This is a genomic window from Candidatus Symbiopectobacterium sp. 'North America' (assembly GCF_015762685.1).
Classification (GTDB): Bacteria; Pseudomonadota; Gammaproteobacteria; order Enterobacterales; family Enterobacteriaceae; genus Symbiopectobacterium.
The window spans coordinates 1-19,910 of sequence record NZ_PEHF01000032.1 but is presented as its reverse complement, the minus strand read 5'-3'; the positions used below and the strand labels follow the sequence as shown (position 1 = coordinate 19,910).

Sequence of the window (19,910 nt, the reverse complement as noted above, 5' to 3'; positions counted from 1 at the left end):
TTTAAGGGAACGCCCTTCAGCGATAAGGCCGGGCTTGAAGCGTGAAATTACAGGTACGAATGTCGCTATCTCGCCAAGATTTTTCCCGTAACCGATTGGCTTCCTCTTCCGCCTTTGGCTCCATTTGCTATACTGCGAAACATTAAAATACAAACAATTAACAAAACGTAACACCGAATTCCATCGTGTATTCCCGGTGTTAAACACGACCTTCGCAGGAAAGGCAGGCGAGAGTGAATAGAGTTAACATGTTGGGTTACCACTGTACGGTAGGTCTGCTTTTTCTTGGTTCACTGCTTCAGCCAGCGCGAGCGAATGTCTCGGATCCGTTGCTCACCCCCACTGTCGCTGGCAATGCACCGATTAACCGCACCGATACTCAAGCACGCGGCATTTTGGTCGCGGTCGATCAAGCCACCCTCTCCAACGATCTGCTGGGACGCATTGTCGAGATGCCGTTCAAGGAAGGGGAAGCCTTTAAAAAAGGTGACGTCGTCGTGCGTTTTGATTGTGCCATTTATCAAGCGCAACTCAACGCATCGCAAGCGGCAGAGGCTGAATTGAACCAAAACCAGCAACTGGCCCAACTGAAATCCGTCGGTAAACACGCCGTGGCATTGTCGGCCGCCCATCTTGCTCAGGCGCAAGCGGAAAGTCAGGTGTACCAGATTCAAGTCAGCCGTTGTCGCATCAACGCCCCGTTTGATGGACAAGTCGTTAAACGCCGCGCCTAGACCTATGAGAGTGTCGCGCAGGGAGCACCGCTGCTGGATGTCGTGAATAACCGCCATCTGGAAATTAATTTGCTGGTGTCGTCACGCCTGCTGTCAGTATTAAGGCCCGGTTTAACCTTCACGTTCACACCCGACGAAACGGGCAAGCCGCTGCAAGCCACAGTGGCAAGGCTGGGAGCGCGTATTGATGAGAGCAGCCAGACCCTCGGCCTGACAGGCTCCCTTGCGCATCCCGATCAGAGCCTGATGGCCGGAATGAGTGGTACTGCGCAGTTCCCGGAGGCGAAGTGACCAGCGCCGCCTCGTCCACCACGACCAGTGCCGCAGTCTTCGCCCGTTTTCTTTATGTAGAACGTCAGGCTCGCGCAGCTGCCACCAGCGACGAGTTGGCGTATTGTATCGTCAACGACAGGCAGCCTCTTTTTGGCTTTCGCCACGCGGCCTTGATCATTAATGGTCGAGTACGCGCAGTGACCGGTGTAACACAGCCTGCGCCTCATGCCCCCTTTGTCGCGTTTATTGAGCGTGCTTGCACCCAATGGCAAGCAGCAGATAACGACAGATTTCAGCAATGCGCGGTGATCGAGGCCACACTGCTTGATGAACAGAGCCGTCGTGACTGGCAAACGTTACCCGCTCCCGAAGCGCTGTGGTCACCGCTAACTGATCGTAAAGGTAACACCTTTGGGGGCATCTGGTATGCGCGTGAGCAGCTGTGGCAAAACGCCGATCGGATACTGGCAGAGCAACTCGGTGGTGCCTTTAGCCATGCATGGTTAGCGCTTGAGCCACAAACCTCTCGCTGGCGCAAACGCCGGTCTAGCTGGAAAATCGCTGTGCCGCTGCTGCTGGTCGTCGCCTGCCTGTTTATTCCGGTACGTCAGTCTGTGCTCGCGCCTGCGGAAGTTGTCCCTCATCAGGGCCGCATCGTGGCAGCTCCGCTGGATGGCGTGATTCAATCTTTCGTCGTACAACCGAACCAACGTGTCCATCAGGGCGATGTACTGGTACGTTTTGATGACACCAGCCTAAAAGAACAAGCTGATGTGGCTGAGCGAGCACTTAACGTCGCCGAAGCGGAATACCGCGCCAGCTCACAGAGTGCGTTTCAGGATGCGGATTCCAAAGCGCGTCTGGATTTCCTGTCTGCTCAGATAGAGCAAAAGCGCGCCGAGCGCGATTATGCCACTGTCCTGCTTAACCGTTCGGAGATTCGTGCGGATCGAGAGGGTATCGCCGTATTCGCCGACGCGGACCGTTGGACGGGAAAACCCGTGCGCACAGGTGAACGGTTAATGGAACTGGCGGACCCGATGCTGGCCGCATTGCGTATCGAGTTGGATGTCGGCGATGCCATTCAGTTGCAGCATGATGCCCCCATCACATTGTTCCTCGACAGCGATCCCTTGACGCCCCATGCCGCGCAGTTGGCGCGTATCGCCTATGAATCAGAGCTGACGCCGGCAGGGAATCTGGCTTATCGGCTGGATGGTCGCTTTACCGATGCACCGCCGCGTATTGGCCTGCGCGGTACTGCCAAGCTGTCCGGCGAATACGTTCCGTTGGCGGTTTATCTGTTTCGTCGGCCGCTGGCTGTGATCCGCCAGGCCATCGGGCTATGAATCCGCTGTTGCCGGCACTGCGCGCCGATCTTCAATTGACAGAATCCGCCCCCGGCATCAACGGTGCACCACAATGGGTGCTTTCCGATCCGGTCACCGGGCGTTACTTCAATCTGGCGCCATCCGCAATCCGGATGCTGCGCCATTGGTCGCTGCGCCACCCGCAGCAGATTCTGGATGCCGACAATCAGGAACCGGGGTTGCCGTTGCGGATAAAGGAACTGGAGCAACTGTTACAGTTTCTGCGTCAGCACGATTTGGTCAGTGCCGGGGATGCACAGCAGCGTCAGCGCTATCTGGACAAAGCACGCGCGCTGCGAACCAGTCTATGGAAAAACGTGCTGCATCAATATCTGTTTTTCCGCATTCCTTTGTGGCGTCCAGATCCCATGCTCAATCGTTGCTGGCCTTGGTTACAGCGTTACGGCCCGTTTTTTCTTATTGGCGTGTTTCCGCTGCTAATGGCATTAGGCCTGTTTCTGGTCAGCCGTGACTGGGTGCGCTATACCCATGCATTTCCTCATCTGTTCAGCTTGCCCGGCATGGCGGTATTCGGTCTGTCATTGGTGTTTGCCAAATTCATTCACGAGTTGGGCCACGCTTTTATGGCGAAGCGCGCTGGCTGCCGGGTGCAGAGCATGGGGGTGGCGTTTATTGTCTTGTTTCCCTTGTTCTACACCGACGTTAGCGATGCCTGGAAACTCAAGGATCGGCGCTCACGCCTCTTGATTGGCGCTGGCGGCATTCTGGCCGAAATGCTGCTGGCCAGGATTGCACTGTTGGTTTGGGCGTTGCTGCCCGATGGTCCAATGCGCACAGCGACCTTTATGCTCTCCAGTGCGACCTGGGTCACCACACTGGCGGTAAACCTGAATCCCCTGATGCGCTTTGACGGTTACTTTTTATTGAGCGATCTATGGCGCGTGTAAAACTTACAGGAGAGTGCTTACGCCCTGTGCCGTTGGCGGCTGCGTGAAAGCCTGTTTGGCTACGGACATCCGCCGCCGGAAACCTGGTCGCCGAACCTGCAACGTAAACTGCTTATCTGGGGATACACCTCGTGGATCTGGCGTTTCTTCCTTTTTTTTTGGCATAGCATTGGTGGTATATCATTTTTTCATCAAGGTTATCGGTATCGGCCTGATGCTGATTGAGATTGCCTGGTTTATTGCGTTGCCTGTCTTAAAAGAAGCCTATATCTGGTGGTCTATGCGCTCATCCATACAGCCTGCATCCCTGTTGCGTACCATACTGTTTTTCCTGTTTGTGCTGTTTATTCTGCTTTATCCCTGGCGAGGTAGTGTGCATATCCCGGCGGTACTGGAAGCCGCCAACGTCAGTACCCTTTACTCACCGCTGCCCGCACAGGTAAAACGCCTCTATGTGACCGATGGTCAGCAAGTCAATGCCGGAGACATCTTACTGGAGCTGGGATCAAGCGATCTCGATTACCGTCTTGAGATTGAGCGCCAGCGTATTGCACTGTTGCAGCAACAGTTACGGCGGGGAGCCGTTCGACAGGAGACGGCCAGCGAAAAGCAGGTATTCGACAGGCAGTTGGCGGAATCACTGGCTCGCTACCGGGGATTGGCCGCACAGCAGCAACGCTTAGTGTTACGTGCACCACAAGCCGGGGTAGTGCGCGATATTGCCCGGGATACCACCCCTGACCGCTGGGTGACTGCCGATACCCCTCTATTGCGGCTCATAGACCCCCGTCAAGGGCGAGTGATAGGTTATATTCTCGAAGATCGCCTGACGCGCACCCAGCCAGAGATGAAGGGCGTCTTCCTTGCAGACGACCCGGCCTTTCCACGTCAGGCCGTCCGCTTACAGACGATTGCGCCTACCGGCAGCGCTTATCTGCAACAGGAAATGCTGGCCTCTGACCGCCATGGCCCCATTGCTGTGCGCCGCGATAGCCAGCAATATACTTAACCAGTGCAAGCGCACTACAGCGTGCGCTTCTCGCTGGTGTCGGAAACCCGATTGCCACAACAACCTTTACGCGGCAGCGTTATTTTGCAAGGTGAGAAAGAATCGTTGCTGGGTGCAATATGGCGACGTGTTACCGCACTGGGCATACGCGAAAGTGGGTTTTGACCACGGACCAATGCACAGTTACATCCCGCTGCTTTTATCAACACGTGGCGAATTCATTAAAGAGCCAGCATATCCCATTAATAGAAAACAGCATGATTCACGCCCATGAACCTACCTCACGGTCAGGTTTGTTTTACGCCGGTTAACTTTTTTTCTTTTGCAACTAACAAATCAGAGTCGCTGAGCTATGGTATTTAAGTGGCTGTCTTTTATGAATTTAATCATTCAATGAAATAATAAGAAAGCGAATTAATTTAGTGCAAATCCATGTTGTTCCCTGAAGCTGTGTTATTGCAAGGAGAGTCAATATGAAATTAACCGCATCATTATTCGCCAAGTCCGCCCTGGCAACGTCTCTGGCTATTGTGCTATTCCACGCTGAAGACGCTTCCGCGTGTGCCTCAGAACCTTTAGTGGGCTCCGTCTGCTATATGGCCACCGACTTTTGTCCTCGCGGATTCGTTCGTGCGGATGGACAGCTACTGCAAATCAACGCCAATCAAGCCCTCTTCTCACTGCTCGGCAACATTTATGGTGGGCAGGTTTCCGCGGGCACCTTTGGTGTTCCTGATCTGCGAGGCCGCAGCGCCGTCGGCGTCGGTCAATGAACTGGCCTGAGCGTTAACGTGGTCCGCGGCCAAATGCTCGGTGCGGAAACAGCTACGTTGACGGTCAACAATCTGGCGATGCACTCCCATGGCGTCACCACGGTGCAGCCCGCTAATAATAATGTGACCGTCTCTACCATTCCGGGAACGTTAAACGTCACGGCCACGCTCCCTCTCTCGACCACAGCACCCACCAGCGGTGGAGTTGCGCCCTTAGCAGGCCTTAATTATCTGTCAGCCATCAGTGCCACGGTTCCTGTCGGGGCGGGCACACAAAATGCCACGTTCAAAGGCCCCTATGTGCAAACCAAACCGGCGGCTGGCTCCACGCTGCCAGCCGACGTAGGGGTTACAGGTAGCCCCACCATTCCATCGTTCTCATTTAAAGTGCCGGAGGTGGTGGTCGGCAATACCGGTGCCAATACGCCCTTCTCCGTTCGCGATCCGGCACTAGGGCTCACCGCTTGCATTGCAGCACAAGGGATCTACCCTGAACGTCCGTAGCGCTATTGCGTGCTAAATGCCGTCGATGACATTGCAGTTTATGTCGATCGACGGCGGTTTCATTGGTTATTCCTTGTCCAACTACAGCGTGAATTGAGAACGTAAAAAAAGAAACCTTTTTCTAACATTTATTACATAAACAGTATTTCCAAGGATAAGTTTTTAACTTAAATTTACACAAATATAATAAAACAACTGTTCAATAATAACTTTGTTACATGTGGTTTATGTCTCCCCACAACGTATCTCTCACTGTAGTCACCTGGTTCGGGTTTTCGGGGGTACTTTTTATGTTATGGCACCACTTGTTACAGGCACGCAGAAACAGTGTTCAAAACAGCGCTACGTTAAACACGACCTCGCCAACGCCGCTGGGTTTCATGCTTGAAGCGCGCATGATGTTTGATGGTGCCGTCGCCGCCACCGTCAATCAGGCAGACAACTCCCGATACAAATCCCACTGCCGCTACTGACAGCAAAAATGCAGCCCATGCTGGTGATGGCACCCAAACTCAGCACAGCCAGACCGACAGCCATTATGACACCAGCGGCACTCACGATATTGCCGTCGTGGGTGAAACCGTGCGCAAAGAAGTGGTGTTTATCGACACCTCAGTCACCGATTATCAAACGCTGGTGGATAACGTGCCGGCGGGGATTGAAGTCGAACTGTTTGACGGCAGCAAAGATGGCCTCAGCCAACTAGTGCAGTGGGCACAGGGTCACAGCGGCTATGATGCCATTCATATCCTTAGTCATGGCTCTGAAGGTGAAATTCAGCTGGGTAACCTGACACTCGACAGTGATACTACCAATGCACGCTCTGCCGATCTGGCAACGCTGGTCTCTGCCCTGACAGACTCGGGTGATTTACTGATTTACGGCTGTGATGTGGCACAGGACTCCGGTCAAAGCTTCGTCACTCTGTTAGCTCAACTCACTGGCGCCGATTTGGCCGCCTCCAGAGATACCATGGGTGCCAGCGCGCTGGGCGGTGATTGGGTTCTGGAAAATCACAGAGGTGCTATCGAAACCAGTGCCCTACAGATAGACAGTTACCGTCACACCCTTGATGTTAGCGGCACCAAAGTCGGTTTTAGCGTCGATGGCATTACCTATTCCTCCGATTCAGTGGGCCCGGGGATTGAGCTGTTTTTCGATGGTGGCTCGTCGACGGTGGATTCAAGCTGGTATGCCGACATTGACCCCGTCACATCAACCATTACCACGACGATGAGTAACGGCATCTTCACACGTGATGGGTTGACCACCTTTGACTTCACCTTCTATGGCGGTACTTTGCTGGCCATCACCTCGGTCACCAAATACAATGCGGCCACCACCAGTGCGGCGGATATTTCTGCCACGGTGACGGGTAATGATCAAGTCATCACCTTTCACGTTAACACCAATATGACGTCGGGTGACGGTGTGCTGGTTTGGCACTTTACCTCGACCAATTCGGGCCAACCTACCGATACAGTCCCTACCGCCACGGGGAGCGGAACCAACCCCACCTTCACTGAGAACGGTGCCGCAGTTGGCCTGTTTACCGGTATCAGCGCCGACACCCAAGACAACGGGCAAACTTTTGCCAGTGCGGTCTTTACCGTCAGCAATGTGGCCGGCAGCACGGAATACCTGACCCTGCATGGCACCGCCAGTGTCAGTCTGAGCAGCGGCCTTGCCACGGTCACCATTACCAGGGCGACACTGAGCAATAGTGACATGAGCAGCTTGCTGTCTGGCATGACCTACGGCAACAGCAGTGACAATCCGGGCAATGCCACTCGCACCGTCACGCTGACACAACTCACCGACTCGGGCACCAGCAATAACAGTGTTACGCTCAATATAAGCAGCGCAGTGACGGTGACGCCCATCAACGATGCACCGACCGATATCACTCTGTCGAATACCGTGTTTGGCCAATCCCTGGGCAGCAACGGCACGGTCACGTCATTGTCAGCAACCGATGTGGATTCCAACAGCTTTACCTACAGCCTGGTCAGCGGCTCCGGCAGTACTGACTACGCCCTGTTCACCCTCAGCGGTAACCAACTGCGCGCCGTCAATGCCGCCACCATGGCAGCGGGTACCTATTCGATTCGCTTGCAGGTCTCAGATGGCCAAGCCACCTATGACAAGGTGGTGACGTTGACGGTGACCGATGATATCGCCCCCAGTTTTGACCAGTCCCCCGCCGTGGCCAACGCCACCCCCGGGGGTTTTGATCTGAGCGGCAGCGTCAGTGAAGCCGGTAATGTCTACTATGTGATAGTGGCCGATGGCGCCAGTGCGCCAACCGCCGCACAAGTGATTGCCGGACAAAACGCCAGCGGCACGGCTGCCACGGCATCGGGCAGTCAGGTACTGAACAGCGTCCCCTACGATTTCAGTTTTACCTTGACCGGTCTCGCTGCCAGCACGCTGTATGATGTGTATGTGGTGGCGAAGGACAGTAACGGCAATAATACCGTTAGCGTGGTCAAAATCGATGCCATTACCACCAGTGCTGGTAATGTGCCAACCCTTACCGCCACCGGCAGTAACCCGGTATTTATCGGTGGCATGGCCGGCTCGGTGGATCTGTTCGGCGGCGTTACCGCCAATACCAACGACAGCGGCCAGACCTTCAGTTCACTCACCTTGACCGTTTCCAATGTCACCGATAGTGGCGAATTTATCAACATCGGTGGCAACAACATCAGTCTCAGTGCGAACAGTACAGGCACATTGACTGGCATTGGCAGCTATAGCGTGACACGAGCCGCCGGTACCGTCACCGTGCAATTGACCGGCATAAGTGCCAGTAATGCCATCAATCAGGGCAGCCGTTTCTTTGTTACGGGTGACACCGATGTAAGCGGGCTGGATCGTGTACGACAGGGCAATGTCGATATCGGTGCCTAAATCACAATTCGCCTCTGGCACCGCGCCACAAGTCGACCTCAATGGCAGCAGCAGCGGCAATAACTATTCAGCCACGATCAACAGCGGGCTGAGCAATGGCGTCGCCATTTCCGATGCGCTGACCACCATCACGCAAACCGATGGCGGCAGCCGTATTTGGACCATGACACTGTCGCTAACGGGCGTACAGGACAGCACCAGCGAATCCTTGTCACTGTGGCCATCTGCTCGGCTGGCAGCCCATGCTGCGGGCATCAATGTGACCAGCGATGGGCAAACACTGACACTGACGGGGGGTGCAACGCAGGAAGCCTTCCAGGCGGTGCTGCGTGCGATTGTCTATGTGAATGCGGCCGTTACCCCAACGGCAGGCGCGCGCACCATTTCCGTGACAGTGAACGACGATACCAGCAGCAGCGCCACCTCGACGTTGACGATCGTCACCGGGCCCCCCCGGTGGTGGCGACGACCATCCTGGCACAGAGCGTGGCGCAGAACGGCAGTCTGAACTTCACCGTGCCCGCAGGGACCTTTACCGACCCGGATGGTGATCCCCTGACCCTGATCGCCACGCTGGCGGACGGCTCACCGTTGCCTGCCTGGCTGAGTTTTAACGCCACCACCGGCACCTTCTCCGGCACGCCTGCGAATGGTGATGTCGGCAGCCTGTCCATCAAGGTGACTGCCACGGATACCACCAATGCCTCGGTCAGCACCAGCTTTAGCCTGACGGTGACCAACGTTAATGATGCGCCAGTGGTGGCAACGGCCATTCCGGCACAAAGCATCGCGCAGGACGGCAGCCTGAACTTCACCGTGCCCGCTGGCACCTTCACCGACCCGGATGGCGATACCCTAGCCCTAAGCGCCACACTGGCGGACGGCTCGCCATTGCCTGCCTGGCTGAGCTTTAACGCCGCCACCGGCACCTTCTCCGGCACGCCTGCAAATGGCGATGTCGGCAACCTGACCATCAAGGTCACGGCGACCGACCCAAGCAATGCCACTGTCAGCACCACCTTTAGCCTGACCGTCACCAACGTCAATGACGCGCCGGTGGTTACAACCCCGATTCCGGCGCAGAGCGTGGCACAGGAGGGCAGCCTGAACTTCACCGTGCCCGCCGGAACCTTTAGCGATCCGGACGGCGATACCCTGGCCCTGACCGCGACGCTAGCGGACGGCTCACCGCTGCCTGCCTGGCTGAGCTTTAACCCGACCACCAGCTGCTTCTCCGGTACACCGGGCAATGGCGATGTCGGCAGGCTGAGCATCAAGGTTACTGCCAATGACGGCGATGCCTCGGTCAGTACCAGCTTTACCCTGACCGTCACCAACGTTAATGACGTTCCGGTGATAGCGAACCCTATCCCGACACAAAGCGTGGCGCAGGATGGTAGTTTCAGCTTCACCGTTCCGGCCGGTACCTTTAGCGATCCAGATGGTGACACGCTGACCCTAAGCGCCACGCTGGCAGACGGCTCGCCGCTTCCTAGTTGGCTGAGCTTTAACCCGGTCAGCACCAACTTCTCCCTGACCGTCACCAACGTTAATGACGTGCCCGTCGTCGCAACGCCGATCCCGGCATAGAGCGTGGCGCAGGATGGTAGCTTCAGCTTCACCGTTCCTGCCGGTACCTTTAGCGATCCGGACGGCGATCCGCAGTTCCGCGTGACCACCGGTACCAGCGTATCCCCTTCCGGAGAAAGCCAAACGCCGCAATCCCTGACAGCGGGAAATGCTCCACAGACCTTGAGTTCACTGTTCTCAGCAAACGCACTAGGCAGTTTCAATACCGGAAATACAACCGCAGCAGGTTCAATTATGTCCACTATCTTCACCTCCTCGCGTCACGAACGCGGAGCGGACAACGTGCCAACCAGTGAGGTAGCCTCAACCTTCGCCGGTGTGCGGGCGCTCAGCAGCGGTACCCAGTTTGACAGTTCATTGGGATCGTTCCCAAGCTTTAGCAAGAATCCTGCATTGCGTGGCTCGTCCTCACTCGCTAGCGTTTTCTCCGGCATTTACTTGCCGTCGCTAACGCCAATGGAGGTGTTTAACCACGGCAGTTGGAAAGGTATCGGTATACATCCAGACACGGCGAGTACCGGTGGCTCGGCTCCTGCAATCGAAAAAACCGCAGCGATATTTACCCCGTCGTTGCATCAGCAATTACAATAGATTGGAGATGCTGAAGGACAACGCTTGTCAGCCATTGAGCAGGCATTGTCCGATAGGGGTCAGCAACAGGGATAACAATAAGTCTACAGCAGAAGGCGCTAACGTTATGACGAACATGTTTGTGGCAAGCCGGTTGTCGGCACTAACAACCTTGGGCAGGGGTGAAATAGGGGAAAAGGGACGAAAACTTTTTAGCCTCAGTACATTGGTAATCGCACTCAGTGGTTGCGCCGTCACCAGCGACCCCATTACCAGATCGGAAAGCACATAGCGCAGCCAGCAGGATCGGGTGGCAATGTTCAGCCAGCAAGAACCTGTCACCGCACCGATTGGCTTGTATGACGCCATGGCGCGCGCCCTGAAATACAACCTTGAATCACGTTTAAAGGTAATGGAGAACGCTCTGGCTCAACAGCAACTGGAGCTGGCGCGTTATGACATGCTGCCAAAGCTGGCGGCCTCAGCAGGCTACGTGGGGCGCAATAATGTCAGCGCATCCAGCAGCCGTAGCATTAACAACGGCTCCACGACGGTACCTTATTCAACCTCACAAGATCGCGACGTTGCCGATCTCACCATGGTATGGAACGTGCTCGATTTCGGCGTCAGCTACGTCAGCGCCAAACAGAAATCCTATCAGCGCTGGATTGCGGAAGAACGCAAGCGCAAGGTGGTACATACCATTTTGCAAGATGTGCGTTCTGCCTATTGGCGTGCGGTCGCGGCTGAGCGTTTATTGGGACAAATTGATGAGCTGATCGCACAGGTAAATCAAGCGCGTGATGCCAGCGAGCTCATGACGCAACAACAGGTCGGTGATCCTGTTGAAGCATTAAGCTATCATCGGGCGTTGATCGATGCCACCCGCCAGTTGGAAGAACAGCGCCGGGCACTGTCATTGGCCAAAACAGAACTTGCCACCTTGATGAACCTGCCGCTGGATACCCCGTTCAAATTAGCACTGCCGAGCAGCAGCGAGCAAATTGTTCCACAGTTGAACGTAGACCCCAAAACCCTCGAAGAAGCAGCGCTGGTCAGCCGACCAGCGCTGCGGGAACAAGATTATCAGGTCCGTATTCACGCGGCTGAAACCCGTAAGGCGCTGTTACGTATGCTACCGGGTATTGAGCTGAGTGTAGGGGGGCATTACGACAGCAACTCTTTCCTGGTGAACAACAGTTGGGCCGATGTCGGCGTCAAAGCCACCTGGAACCTGTTCAATCTGATGTCCGGCCCTGCGGCACGCAAAACCGCTCAAGCCAACGAGCAGGTAGCAGAGATCCAGCTTCAAGCCATGTCGCTGGCCATCATGGCGCAGTTATATGTGGCACGTGCCAACTATAACGAATCGCTGCGTCAGTATAAAACCAGCGCAGAACTGCGTGATTTGGATAGTCAAATTGCCCAGCAGTTGAGAAACCGCTATCAGGCTCACAGCATCGGGGAGTTGCAGCTGATTCAAGGGGAGCTGAATGCGTTAAACGCCGATTTACGTCAGGATCTCGCCTATGCGGAACTGCGTAACACCTACGGGCAGATTATCTCCAGCGTTGGGTTGGACCTGCTGCCCAAAATGCTGCCCTCCGATAAACTGGTGGACATCAGCAATGCGCTGCGCCAATCGGAAAGTCAATGGCAACAGGGTAAAATCAGTACGCTGCAAGCATTCTAAGGTAGCCACCCTGGTGTCTAAGGGGCATCAGGGCAACGCGGAGGGAAAAGGAAGGGAAAGCCTGCTATGCGCAAAATAGAGATAAAAAAAGGCGTCAATCGACGTCTTTTCTTATTATTGGTACCGAGGACGGGACTTGAACCCGTAAGCCCAATCGGGCGCTACCACCTCAAGGTAGCGTGTCTACCAATTCCACCACCTCGGCATCCGAAATCTTTCAATTACTTGGGAATGTCACTCGCAGGTGCAGCCGGTGCTGCTAGCGTAGCAGGCTGTTCAACCTGAGCAGGTTGGCCCAGATTATCCCATTCACTGCCGCCCTTGCTTTGATGTGAACTAATGTTCCCTAAGACCAGGCTGAGGACGAAAAACAACGTCGCCAATGCAGCGGTCATACGTGTCATAAAGTTACCGGAACCGCTCGAACCGAACAGCGTCGCAGAAGCCCCAGCTCCGAACGAGGCACCCATATTAGCACCTTTACCTTGTTGCAGCATGATCAGACCTACCAGGCCTAATGCAACAAACAGGAAAATGACTAAAAGAGCTTCGTACATGATAGTACCCGTAACTGTTTCCCTATCATCAGATGAGGAGGCTAAATTCTCGCGGCAAACCGCACACATCTCGCTTAGCGGACAGGATTTGTCCCCGGTAGAGCGGATCTGAATACTAACTAAACCCACTGGGCGACGCAAGTGTATTTTAGAAAGATCAATGCGATTGCGGAAAAAAAACGGCTAAACCCCTCAATGGGTACAGAGGCTGTATCCGTTACAGACCACAAAGACAGCCCGATACCCGAGAAATTAATGCGCAGCCTTCACAATATCCGCAATCTGATTGGCAAGGCTGACAACCAGAGCTTCATCTTCCCCTTCGACCATAACGCGAATCAAAGGCTCTGTACCAGACTTACGCAACAGTACGCGACCTCGTCCCGCCAGCGTTTTCTCCACCTCTGCCACCACGTTTTTCACGGCGTCGCTTTCCAGCGGATCGCTGCTGCCGGTGAAGCGCACGTTGACCAACACCTGCGGGAACAATTTCATGCCGCTACAGAGATCGTGCAGCGACATATGGTTGCGCACCATCGCCGTCAGCACCTGAAGGCCAGCAATGATGCCGTCACCCGTGGTGGTTTTATCCAGCAGAATGACATGCCCGGAGTTCTCTGCGCCGATGCGCCAGCCCTTCTCCTGCATTTTTTCCAGCACATAACGGTCGCCCACTTTAGCGCGAGCAAACGGAATACCCAGTTGCTTCAATGCCAGTTCCAGGCCCATGTTGCTCATCAGTGTACCCACCGCACCGCCGCGCAGCTGCGCTTGGCGCAACCCTTCACGCGCAATGATATAGAGGATCTGATCGCCATCGACCTTATTGCCTTCGTGATCCACCATGATCAACCGATCGCCGTCGCCATCAAACGCCAGACCAACGTCCGCCTTTTCCGCCAACACGCGGGATTGAAGCTGACGCACATCTGTTGCACCGCAGGATTCGTTGATATTCATGCCGTCTGGCTCACAGCCAATGGAAATCACTTTTGCTCCCAGTTCACGCAACACGCTCGGAGCGATGTGGTAGGTCGCGCCGTTGGCGCAATCCACCACAATTTTTAACCCACTCAGGCTCAGTTCATTCGGGAACGTGCTCTTACAAAACTCAATGTAGCGCCCGGCAGCATCCACAATGCGATTCGCTTTGCCCAACTCAGCGGATTCTACGCAGGTCAGCGGTTTATACAGCTCCGCTTCGATAGCCTCTTCCACGTCATCCGGCAGCTTGGTGCCATCGATAGAGAAAAATTTGATGCCATTGTCGTAGTAGGGATTGTGTGATGCAGAGATAACAATGCCCGCTTCAGCACGGAAAGTGCGCGTCAGATACGCCACGGCAGGTGTCGGCATCGGGCCAGTAAATGAAGCCGATAACCCAGCGGCGGCAAGCCCGGCTTCCAGCGCGGATTCCAGCATATAGCCAGAAATGCGAGTGTCTTTGCCGATAATGATTTTGCGCGATCCGTGGCTCGCCAGCACCTTACCGGCAGCCCAACCAAGTTTTAACACGAAATCTGGGGTGATGGGCTTCTCGCCCACTTTGCCACGTACACCATCCGTACCAAAATATTTGCGGTTACTCATTCGTTATTATTCCTTCTCTGCCAACGTGGCTTCGACAACTCGCATCGCGTCAACCGTCGCTTTTACATCGTGTACGCGAATAATATGCGCGCCCTGCATGGCAGCAATGACCGCACAGGCGACACTACCATGTACGCGCTGGAGCGGAGGAACATTAAGCAGTTGTCCCACCATGGATTTTCTCGACATCCCGACCAGCAGCGGTAAACCAAAATGATGCAACTCCTGCAAATGCGCCAGAAGGCGATAATTATGCGATAAATTCTTACCGAAACCGAATCCGGGATCCAGCAGCATGCGATCTTTTTCAATGCCAACCTCGGCACACCGTGCGATCTGCTGTTGGAAGTAGGCGTTTACCTCGGCCACCACATCGTCATAGTGCGGGTTATGCTGCATGGTTTTCGGCTGGCCTTGCATATGCATCAGGCAAATCGGTAGCCCGTTTGCCGCTGCGGCTTCCAGTGCGCCCAGTTCCTGCAATGAACGAATATCGTTAATCAGATGCGCACCAGCCTGCGCCGCTGCGCTAATCACCTCGGGCTTGGACGTGTCAATCGAGAGCCAGGCATCAAAGCGCGCCGCCAAGGCTTCAACCACTGGGATAACGCGATCAAGCTCTTCCTGTACACTAACGTCGGCTGCACCGGGACGGGTAGATTCGCCGCCGATATCAATCAGCGTTGCCCCCACGTTGACCATCTCTTGCGCATGGCGGATGGCTTCATCGAGAGCGGTGTATTTTCCGCCGTCGGAAAATGAATCCGGCGTAACGTTGAGAATCCCCATCACTTGAGGATGAGTGAGATCCAAAATGGCATCACGGGCAATTAGTTTCATCACCTTCTTCCTTTAACAACCGGTTTATCAATAAAGAAAAACCCCGGCAAGTCGGGGTTTTAAAAGAGGGGGGTCAACAGCGCTATGACCGGACAACACTATCACATAACGTGTTATAACCGTGCACGCTGTGGGCTGCACTTCTCGCTTATCAGCTTAGCTGTGCTGCGGTCGGCGTACCGCCACCGTTGCCCGGTTCATTGTTGCTGACCGGTGCACTTTCCCATCCCGCTGGCGGGCGCACGTCACGGCGTGACATCAAATCATCAATTTGCGGCGCATCGATAGTTTCATACTTCATCAGCGCATCCTTCATCGAATGCAGCACATCCATATTCGCCATCAACAGTTCACGCGCCCGCACATAGTTACGCTCAATCAGTGATTTGACTTCCTGATCGATAATGCGTGCCGTTTCGTCAGACATGTGTTTGGCCTTGGCAACAGAACGGCCCAGAAACACTTCGCCATCTTCTTCTGCGTACAGCAACGGCCCCAGTTTTTCTGAGAAGCCCCACTGCGTTACCATGTTACGCGCAATAGACGTTGCCACTTTGATGTCGTTCGAGGCACCAGTAGATACCTTTTCTGCACCATATATAATCTCTTCCGCCAGACGACCACCGTACAGCGTAGAAATTTGGCTCTCCAGCTTCTGACGGCTGGCGCTGATCGCGTCGCCTTCCGGCAAGAAGAAGGTCACACCCAGCGCACGACCGCGCGGAATAATGGTGACTTTGTGCACCGGATCGTGCTCCGGCAACAGACGACCAATAATCGCATGGCCTGCTTCGTGATACGCAGTAGACTCTTTCTGCGCTTCCGTCATGACCATAGAGCGGCGTTCTGCACCCATCATGATCTTGTCTTTGGCTTTCTCGAACTCCACCATGGAGACCACGCGTTTGTTACCGCGTGCAGCGAACAGGGCCGCTTCGTTCACCAGGTTTGCCAGATCGGCACCGGAGAAGCCTGGCGTACCGCGCGCAATCACCGAGGCATCCATATCCGTCGCCAAGGGAACGCGACGCATGTGCACTTTTAGGATCTGCTCACGGCCACGAACATCCGGCAGGCCAACCACCACCTGACGGTCAAAACGGCCCGGACGCAGCAATGCAGGGTCAAGCACGTCAGGACGGTTGGTTGCGGCAATCACGATAATGCCTTCGTTGCCTTCAAAACCATCCATCTCAACCAGCATCTGGTTCAAGGTTTGTTCACGTTCATCATGACCACCGCCCAGACCCGCACCACGTTGGCGACCGACGGCATCGATTTCATCAATGAAGATGATACAAGGCGCTGCTTTTTTCGTCTGCTCGAACATGTCACGCACACGAGATGCACCGACACCCACGAACATTTCAACAAAGTCAGAACCTGAAATAGTGAAGAATGGCACCTTCGCTTCGCCGGCAATCGCCTTGGCAAGCAGGGTTTTACCTGTTCCCGGCGGCCCTACCATCAGGATGCCTTTCGGAATTTTACCGCCCAGTTTCTGGAAGCGGCTTGGCTCGCGCAGGTATTCCACCAGTTCGCTCACTTCTTCTTTGGCTTCATCACAGCCAGCGACGTCAGCAAACGTGGTTTTAATTTGATCTTCGGTCAGCATGCGCGCTTTGCTTTTGCCAAAGGACATGGCGCCTTTACCGCCACCGCCTTGCATCTGACGCATGAAGAAAATCCAGACGCCAATCAGCAACAGCATCGGGAACCAGGAGATAAAGATCGATGCCAGCAGGCTCGGCTCTTCCGGCGGTTCACCAACCACTTTCACATTCTTGGTCAGCAGGTTATCCAGTAGCTTGGGATCGTTAACAGGAATGAAGGTGGTGTAGCGGTTGCCATCTTTTCTTGTAACGTTAATCTCACGCCCGTTAATACGTGTTTCACGGACCTGCTCCTGATTCACCTCTGTCAAGAAGGTAGAATAGTCCACCCGGCGGCCATTTGACTCGCTGGGCCCAAAGCTCTGGAATACGGACATCAGCACCACTGCGATGACGAGCCAGAGAATCAGGTTTTTAGCCATGTCACTCAATGGATTAACCTCATATTACAACTGTGTTAAAAAACAGCGTTAGGGTACTACAGTTTACGCCCTGTCGCTACAATGTACACTTCACGAGAACGAGCACGCGAAGCATAAGGCTTACGAATCTTCACTGTTGTGAACAGAGAGCGAATTTGTCGCAGGTATTCATCAAAGCCATCTCCCTGAAAGACCTTCACCAGAAAACTTCCGCCCGGTGCCAGAACATCCCGACACATTTCCAAGGCCAACTCAACCAGATACATGGCTCTTGGAATATCCACGGCGGGGGTCCCGCTCATGTTGGGTGCCATGTCTGACATCACAACCTGAACTTTATTATCCCCTACCTGCTCCATCAAGGCGCTAAGCACTAATTCATCACGAAAATCGCCTTGAAGAAAATCGACACCAACGATGGGATCCATTGGTAAGATATCGCACGCGATGATCCTGCCCGCATTGCCGATTTGCGTCACCACGTATTGAGACCATCCACCAGGCGCAGCGCCCAGATCCACCACAGTCATGCCCGGTTTAAAAAGTTTGTCAGTACGCTGTATTTCATCCAGTTTAAACCAAGCACGGGAGCGTAGCCCTTTTTTCTGCGCCTGCTGTACATATTTATCGCTAAAGTGTTCCTGCAACCAGCGACTGGAGCTTGCAGAACGCTTTTTATTTGCCATCGGCTTTCCAACTTTTTGTTATGTACAACCAACTTGTCATGTACAACCCACTCGCCATCAAACATCAACGTGCCATTTACAACCGGTATTGCTCAACGACGCCGCTAAAGATCGGCCCATCAACGTCACCAAATTGGTTATAATGGTGAGATGGCGGTAGAATGACCCGTTTTCAATCCCAACCTAAGTAAAAAAGACACATGAATCTAAGCAACAAACAAAAACAGCACCTGAAAGGCTTGGCTCACCCGCTAAAACCAGTGGTTATGCTGGGTAACAATGGCCTTACCGAAGGTGTTCTGGCCGAAATTGAACAATCGCTAGAACATCATGAGCTGATCAAAGTTAAAATTGCAACTGAAGATCGGGATACTAAGGCATTGATTGTTGAAGCCATTATCCGTGAAACCGGAGCCTGCAACGTTCAGGTTATCGGCCATACGCTGGTTCTGTATCGCCCGTCGAAAGAACGTAAAATTGTGTTACCCAAGTAACCAATTATATCACCGTGTTTCACATTTAACGAAAAGGTGCCATGCCCGTTCGTTAGAGAAAAGGCCGCATGCGGCCTTTTGCTTTTCTTTACACAATTTGCCGATTTAATCGGCGAAATTACAGATATTGGACCTTCAGGATCTCATACTCGACCAGACCACCGGGCGTTCTGATGGTCACGACATCATCCTGCTCTTTGCCAATCAGCCCACGGGCAATCGGCGAATTCACAGAAATCAGGTTTTGTTTGAAATTCGCTTCATCATCACCCACGATGCGATAGGTCTGTTCTTCTTCTGTGTCCAGGTTCATCACGGACACCGTTGCACCAAAAATGACGCGCCCACTGTCTGGCATCTTTGTCACATCAATCACTTGCGCATTGGACAACTTGGCTTCGATTTCCTGAATGCGGCCTTCGCAAAAACCCTGCTGTTCACGTGCCGCATGGTACTCAGCGTTCTCTTTCAAATCACCGTGTTCACGAGCCTCAGCAATCGCCGCAATGATTTCCGGACGGCGAGTGCCTTTCAAGAATTCTAGCTCTTCACGTAGTTTTTCTGCACCACGCAATGTCATCGGAAATTGTTTCATATCTTCAAACCTCTAAGAAACTTGTAAGACGTTCATTATCGTCATCCTGACGCTTCAACGAACGATGCGACAGACGGTCGGTATGCCAGCGCTCCCTGGCGATAAACAAAAGTAACCTGATCCGGAACAAGGTTTCAGGTCAGGAGCGATTTTACATTTTGATATGTATTTTCACCCAGAGTTCCATAAGGATCATCGTTTACTTTAGACCGCATTGCGCCGTAGTATGACCCCACGTTACCCTGTTGTAAGCTGATATTATGCGTTTTTTATCGACTTTTCCGGACTTGCCTGCGTGGTTGTGCTACAGAGCTCTGGGTTACCGGCTCACGCAGCAAGCATCAACGATCACATTCAATACCTGCCGGATGGCGCTAATTTGGCGTTCTTGGCACAGAAAATAGGTGCCAGTAGTCCCGCAGTGGCTTACAACAGTGAACAAATGGCATTACCCGCCAGTACCCAGAAAGTGTTGACGGCGTTAGCCGCTTTGCTACAGCTAGGCCCAGATTACCGTTTCGTGACCACACTGGAAAGTCATGGTGCAGTAAGTGGCGGAAAATTGAACGGTAATTTGGTAGTGCGTTTCAGTGGCGATTCTACACTGAAGCGCCAGCAGATCCGTAATATGATCGCCGAATTGAAAAAACGCGGCGTACAGAGTATCGCCGGTGATGTGATCATCGATACCTCAGTGTTCGCCAGCCATGACAAATCTATGGTCACCCCCATTTTTGCAACACTGATTTTCGATTGATGTTGGGCTTGCTTAAATC

At 53.9% G+C, this 19,910-nt stretch carries 14 protein-coding genes, 1 tRNA gene and 4 pseudogenes; 12 read left to right on the top strand and 7 right to left on the bottom strand.

The window, feature by feature from the left end; genetic code table 11:
- Nucleotides 1-248: 248 nt before the first annotated feature.
- The 10 genes and pseudogenes from CS369_RS07615 (at nucleotide 249) to CS369_RS07590 (ending at nucleotide 12,337) form a co-directional block, all read left to right on the top strand.
- Nucleotides 249-1,025: pseudogene (locus CS369_RS07615) on the top strand (efflux RND transporter periplasmic adaptor subunit).
- Nucleotides 1,022-2,356, top strand: a complete 1,335-nt coding sequence (locus CS369_RS07610; protein WP_196906622.1) for an efflux RND transporter periplasmic adaptor subunit — start codon at nucleotides 1,022-1,024, stop codon at nucleotides 2,354-2,356. The pseudogene CS369_RS07615 and the gene CS369_RS07610 overlap by 4 nt, the downstream one beginning before the upstream one ends.
- Nucleotides 2,353-4,459, top strand: a pseudogene (locus CS369_RS24900) (HlyD family efflux transporter periplasmic adaptor subunit). The gene CS369_RS07610 and the pseudogene CS369_RS24900 overlap by 4 nt, the downstream one beginning before the upstream one ends.
- A gap of 308 nt (nucleotides 4,460-4,767) precedes the next feature.
- Complete coding sequence (locus CS369_RS23315; RefSeq protein ID WP_244664866.1) at nucleotides 4,768-5,067, top strand: phage tail protein; 300 nt, start codon at nucleotides 4,768-4,770, stop codon at nucleotides 5,065-5,067.
- An 18-nt stretch (nucleotides 5,068-5,085) separates the two neighbouring features.
- Nucleotides 5,086-5,571, top strand: a complete 486-nt coding sequence (locus tag CS369_RS23310; RefSeq protein ID WP_244664865.1) for a hypothetical protein — start codon at nucleotides 5,086-5,088, stop codon at nucleotides 5,569-5,571.
- Between the two features lie 405 nt (nucleotides 5,572-5,976).
- Nucleotides 5,977-8,484 (top strand): DUF4347 domain-containing protein, encoded by a 2,508-nt coding sequence (locus CS369_RS23305; RefSeq protein WP_244664864.1) that lies wholly within the window; start codon nucleotides 5,977-5,979, stop codon nucleotides 8,482-8,484.
- Nucleotides 8,477-8,992, top strand: a complete 516-nt coding sequence (locus CS369_RS23300; protein ID WP_244664863.1) for a hypothetical protein — start codon at nucleotides 8,477-8,479, stop codon at nucleotides 8,990-8,992. The genes CS369_RS23305 and CS369_RS23300 overlap by 8 nt, the downstream gene beginning before the upstream one ends.
- The gene (locus CS369_RS23295; protein ID WP_244664862.1) at nucleotides 8,944-10,074 is read left to right on the top strand and encodes a putative Ig domain-containing protein; all 1,131 of its coding nucleotides are present in this window, start codon (nucleotides 8,944-8,946) and stop codon (nucleotides 10,072-10,074) included. The genes CS369_RS23300 and CS369_RS23295 overlap by 49 nt, the downstream gene beginning before the upstream one ends.
- 3 nt (nucleotides 10,075-10,077) lie before the next feature.
- Nucleotides 10,078-10,665, top strand: coding sequence for a hypothetical protein (locus CS369_RS23290; protein ID WP_244664861.1), 588 nt, complete (start codon nucleotides 10,078-10,080; stop codon nucleotides 10,663-10,665).
- 115 nt (nucleotides 10,666-10,780) lie between these two features.
- Nucleotides 10,781-12,337: pseudogene (locus CS369_RS07590) on the top strand (TolC family protein).
- A 118-nt stretch (nucleotides 12,338-12,455) separates the two neighbouring features.
- Here the strand turns inward: CS369_RS07590 and CS369_RS07585 are convergent.
- From CS369_RS07585 to rlmE, 6 genes are all read right to left on the bottom strand, one after another.
- Nucleotides 12,456-12,542: transfer RNA gene (locus tag CS369_RS07585), tRNA-Leu, on the bottom strand.
- A gap of 16 nt (nucleotides 12,543-12,558) precedes the next feature.
- A complete protein-coding gene (secG, locus tag CS369_RS07580; RefSeq protein WP_196906621.1) occupies nucleotides 12,559-12,894 on the bottom strand; it encodes a preprotein translocase subunit SecG in 336 nt (111 codons plus the stop codon).
- Nucleotides 12,895-13,146: 252 nt separating this feature from the next.
- Nucleotides 13,147-14,484 (bottom strand): phosphoglucosamine mutase, encoded by a 1,338-nt coding sequence (glmM, locus tag CS369_RS07575; protein WP_196906620.1) that lies wholly within the window; start codon nucleotides 14,482-14,484, stop codon nucleotides 13,147-13,149.
- 6 nt (nucleotides 14,485-14,490) lie between these two features.
- Nucleotides 14,491-15,324 carry a dihydropteroate synthase gene (gene folP, locus CS369_RS07570; protein WP_196906619.1) on the bottom strand — a complete coding sequence of 278 codons (834 nt, stop codon included), beginning with the start codon at nucleotides 15,322-15,324 and terminating at the stop codon, nucleotides 14,491-14,493.
- Nucleotides 15,325-15,475: 151 nt separating this feature from the next.
- Nucleotides 15,476-17,368, bottom strand: coding sequence for an ATP-dependent zinc metalloprotease FtsH (gene ftsH / locus CS369_RS07565; protein WP_196906618.1), 1,893 nt, complete (start codon nucleotides 17,366-17,368; stop codon nucleotides 15,476-15,478).
- A 47-nt stretch (nucleotides 17,369-17,415) separates the two neighbouring features.
- Complete coding sequence (rlmE, locus tag CS369_RS07560; protein ID WP_196906617.1) at nucleotides 17,416-18,045, bottom strand: 23S rRNA (uridine(2552)-2'-O)-methyltransferase RlmE; 630 nt, start codon at nucleotides 18,043-18,045, stop codon at nucleotides 17,416-17,418.
- A gap of 200 nt (nucleotides 18,046-18,245) precedes the next feature.
- Here rlmE and yhbY point away from each other — a divergent pair, with 200 nt between their 5' ends.
- Complete coding sequence (gene yhbY / locus CS369_RS07555) at nucleotides 18,246-18,539, top strand: ribosome assembly RNA-binding protein YhbY (protein WP_196906616.1); 294 nt, start codon at nucleotides 18,246-18,248, stop codon at nucleotides 18,537-18,539.
- A 118-nt stretch (nucleotides 18,540-18,657) separates the two neighbouring features.
- Here the strand turns inward: yhbY and greA are convergent, their stop codons facing one another.
- Complete coding sequence (gene greA, locus CS369_RS07550) at nucleotides 18,658-19,134, bottom strand: transcription elongation factor GreA (RefSeq protein WP_196906615.1); 477 nt, start codon at nucleotides 19,132-19,134, stop codon at nucleotides 18,658-18,660.
- A 271-nt stretch (nucleotides 19,135-19,405) separates the two neighbouring features.
- On the opposite strand from greA, the pseudogene dacB reads away from it, so the two are divergent.
- Nucleotides 19,406-19,852: pseudogene (dacB, locus tag CS369_RS07545) on the top strand (D-alanyl-D-alanine carboxypeptidase/D-alanyl-D-alanine-endopeptidase); the annotation flags it as partial.
- Nucleotides 19,853-19,910 lie beyond the last annotated feature (58 nt).

Coding starts and splice junctions, on each gene's coding strand:
- CS369_RS23315 (WP_244664866.1), top strand. CDS start 4,768: ATGAAATTAACCGCATCATTATTCGCCAAGTCCGCCCTGGCAACGTCT.
- CS369_RS23305 (WP_244664864.1), top strand. CDS start 5,977: ATGGTGCCGTCGCCGCCACCGTCAATCAGGCAGACAACTCCCGATACA.
- secG (WP_196906621.1), bottom strand. CDS start 12,894: ATGTACGAAGCTCTTTTAGTCATTTTCCTGTTTGTTGCATTAGGCCTG.
- glmM (WP_196906620.1), bottom strand. CDS start 14,484: ATGAGTAACCGCAAATATTTTGGTACGGATGGTGTACGTGGCAAAGTG.
- folP (WP_196906619.1), bottom strand. CDS start 15,324: ATGAAACTAATTGCCCGTGATGCCATTTTGGATCTCACTCATCCTCAA.
- rlmE (WP_196906617.1), bottom strand. CDS start 18,045: ATGGCAAATAAAAAGCGTTCTGCAAGCTCCAGTCGCTGGTTGCAGGAA.
- yhbY (WP_196906616.1), top strand. CDS start 18,246: ATGAATCTAAGCAACAAACAAAAACAGCACCTGAAAGGCTTGGCTCAC.
- greA (WP_196906615.1), bottom strand. CDS start 19,134: ATGAAACAATTTCCGATGACATTGCGTGGTGCAGAAAAACTACGTGAA.